At 71.6% G+C, this 3736-nt stretch carries 1 protein-coding gene; it reads right to left on the bottom strand.

Translation table 11 applies throughout. The features are described from left to right. A partial coding sequence (locus ABEA26_RS35285; protein WP_345598072.1) for a type I polyketide synthase occupies positions 1-3736 on the bottom strand: 3736 nt, incomplete at both ends.

Genomic DNA, 3736 nt, shown 5'->3' with positions numbered 1-3736 from the left:
GCAAGAACCCGGTGACCATTGCGCCGCGCGTCCGAGAGCCGCTCCACCAGGAGCATGCCGACACCCTCGGACCAGCCCGTGCCGTCCGCCGCGTCGGCGAACGCCTTGCAACGGCCGTCGGCCGCGAGGCCCCGCTGCCGCGAGAACTCCACGAACGTCGCCGGGGTCGCCATCACGGTGACACCGCCGGCCAGCGCCATCGAGCATTCGCCCGAGCGCAGCGCCTGGATCGCCCAGTGCAGCGCGACCAAGGACGACGAGCACGCCGTATCCACGGTCACCGCAGGACCCTCGAAGCCGAACGTGTACGAGACACGGCCGGACGCCACGCTGCCTGAGTTGCCCGTGCCGATGAATGCCTCGACGCCGTCAGGCACGGAACCGAGCCGGGCCGCGTAGTCGTGGTACATCAGGCCCGCGAAGACACCGGTCCGGCTGCCGCGCAGCGAGGCGGGGTCGATGCCCGCCCGCTCGACGGCCTCCCAGGAGGTCTCCAGGAGGAGCCGCTGCTGCGGGTCCATCGCCAGCGCCTCGCGCGGCGAGATACCGAAGAACGCCGGGTCGAACCTCCCCGCCTCATAGAGGAATCCGCCCTCTATGGTGCGGGACTTGCCCTCTCGGTCGGCGTCCGGTTCGTAGAGGCCGTCCAGGTTCCAGCCGCGGTCGGTCGGGAATCCCGCGATTCCCTCCCCTGCCGTGGCGACCAGCTGCCAGAGGCCCTCGGGATCGGCCACGCCGCCGGGGTAGCGGCAAGCCATGCCGACGATCGCGATCGGCTCGTCGTCCGCGAGCCGCGGCACCGGAGCGGTCGCGGCCGCCTCGGGCTGCGCGCCCAGCGCCTCGGTGACCAGGAACTCCGCCAGTTCGCCCGGCGTCGGGTAGTCGAAGACGAGGGTCGCCGGCAGACGGAGGCCCGTCGCCGTGTTGAGCCGGTTGCGCAGCTCCACAGCGGTCAGCGAGTCGAAGCCGAGCTCCTTGAACGCGCTCCGGGACTTGATCGCCTCGCCGGAGCCGTAGCCGAGCAGCGCCGCGACCTGACTGCGGACCAAGCCGTCGACGAAGCGGATCCGCTCGTCAGGCGACAGACCGGACAGGCGTACGGCGAAGCCCGATCCGGACTCGCCCGACGTGGCCGCACGACGGCCGGGCACACGGACCAGCCCGCGGAAGAGGTACGGCACCCCCTCCGTGGCGGCGCGCCTGCGCCACACCGGGAGGTCGAGCCGCACGGGCACCAACGCCGCGCGACCCGCACCTTCGGCGGCGTCGAAGAGTTCGATGCCCTGCTCGACCGAGAGCGGCGGAACGCCGGACCGGGCCATGCGCTGCGTATCGGCGTCGTCGAGGCGGCCCAGCATGCCACTCTCCGCCCACGGGCCCCAGGCCAGCGACTGACCAGCCAGGCCCTCGCTCCTCCGGGCTTCCGCGAGGGCGTCCAGGAACGCGTTCGCCGCCGCGTAGTTCGCCTGACCCGCACCACCGAACACACCGGCCGCAGACGAGAACAACACGAACAGCGACAGATCCAGGTCGCGTGTCAGCTCGTGCAGATGCCAGGCCGCGTCGACCTTCGGACGCAACACGACATCCAGGCGCTCCGGGGTGAGGGACGACAGCACACCGTCATCCAGCACACCGGCGGTGTGCACGACGCCTACGAGCGGATGCTCGACGGGTACGTCCGTCAGAACCGCCGCAAGCGCCTCACGATCCGCCACGTCACACGCGGCCACCCGCGCCGAGGCACCCAGCACCTCCAGTTCCGCAACCAACTCGGCAGCTCCTGGAGCCTGTTCCCCACGCCGGGACAACAGGAGCAGGTGGCGTACGCCCCGCTCCGTCACCAGGTGCCGGGCCACCAGACCACCCAGTGCACCACTGGCACCGGTCACCAGAACCGTGCCCTGACCGCCCAGGTCTCCCACCGGCCGCTCACCCGCGACAACCGCCCGGGTCAGGCGCGGCACGAACACCTCACCGCACCGGATCGTCAGCTGCGGCTCGCCCGAGGCCACCGCCGCGGGCAGCACCGTACGCGACGCCGCATCGCCCTCGAGGTCAACGGTCAATTCTGCGGACAGGCTTTCGGCCACTGCCGGATCGAGATCAGCGAGGACGAAGCGGTCGGGGTTCTCCGTCTGCGCCGTACGCAGCAGACCCCACACCGCCGCCTGCACCGGGTCCGGCACCTCGGCCTCGCCGCAAGCCACCGCACCACGGGTCACGACCACCAGCCGCGACTGTCCGAACTGCTCATCCGCGAGCCAGCCCTGTACCAGCTCCAAGGCGCGACGGGCCACTTCATGCGTACGGGCGACCACGTCACCGGCGTCACCGATGCCGTCGACCGCCCCCGCACCCGCACCGGCACCGGCACCGGCACCGGCACCGGCACCGGCACCATCGAACGACACCGCCACCAAGCCAGGCACCGACTCGCCTGCACCGAGTGCGGCGGCCAGCGCCTCCAGATCGGCGTAGCGCACACCCGGCACGGCAACCGCGTCACCGAGCACGGCCCAGCGGGCCTCGACCCGCTCCTCCGTCACGGCGTGCCCGACCCAGTCCACCTGGAACAGCGCGTCGCGGGTCGCGCTGTGGCCGGCCGCGGCGACCTGCTCCTGCGACACCGCGCGCAGCGCGAGCGAATCGACGTGGGCGACCGGCGCACCGGTGCCGTCAGCCACGGTCAGGGACACACCGGAGCCCGCAGGGCTGATTCGGACCCGCAGGACCGTCGCACCCACAGCGGAGACCGAGACCCCGCCCCACGCGAAGGGCAGCCCCGCCGCATCGGCCTCCGCGTCGGCGTCGCCGCCACCCGGCAGGCCGAGGGCATGGAGCGCGGCGTCCAGCAGCGCCGGGTGCACGCCGAACCCGGTGGCATCCACACCTTCGGGGAGCGCCACTTCGGCGTACACGTCGTCGCCGTTGCGCCAGGCGGCCTGAAGCCCTTGGAACGCCGGGCCGTACCCGAGGCCCAGTTCAGCAAGGTCGTCGTACAGGCCCGTCACCTCGACGGCGACCGCGTCGCGCGGCGGCCACTGCTCCAGCGCCTCACCCGCGGTCACGGGTCCCGCGGACAGCGTTCCGACCGCGTGCTGTGTCCAGTCCGCGTCGGCGTCCTCCGCCGGCCGCGAATGCACCGTCAACGCACGGCTGCCGTCACTTTCGACAGCACCCACGGCCACCTGCACGGCCACCGCGCCGTGCTCAAGGAGCACCAGCGGCGCCTGGAGCGTCAGATCACCCAACACCCCACAGCCGACGGCCTCTCCGACGTGGAGCGCCATGTCCACGAACGCCGTGCCCGGCAGCAGCACCGAGCCCATCACCACGTGATCGGCCAGCCACGCATGCGAGTCCACCGACAACCGACTCGTGAACAGGAACTCGTCCCCCTGAGCCGGCACCACCTTCGCACCCAGCAACGGATGCTCACCCGCACTCTGCCCAAGCGCCCGCGCATCACTCAACCCCACCGGCGAAGACACCAGCCAGAACTGCTCATGCTGGAAGGCATAAGTAGGCAGATCCACGCGGCGGGCACCCGTGCCGGCGAAGTACGCCGACCAGTCAACTGACCCGCCGCGAACGTGCAGTTCGGCGAGACCGGTGAGGAGAGCGTCGGGCTCGTCGCGATTCTTGCGAAGGGCCGGTACGCAGGTGATCGCGCCGGAATCGGAGGTGACGCAGTCCTGCGCCATCGCGGACAGCACACCGTCCGGACCCAGCT

Source organism: Streptomyces marokkonensis, assembly GCF_039539045.1.
GTDB classification, from domain to species: domain Bacteria; phylum Actinomycetota; class Actinomycetes; order Streptomycetales; family Streptomycetaceae; genus Streptomyces; species Streptomyces marokkonensis.
Note: the sequence above shows the minus strand (reverse complement) of the source record. Positions and strands in the feature narration are given on the sequence as shown.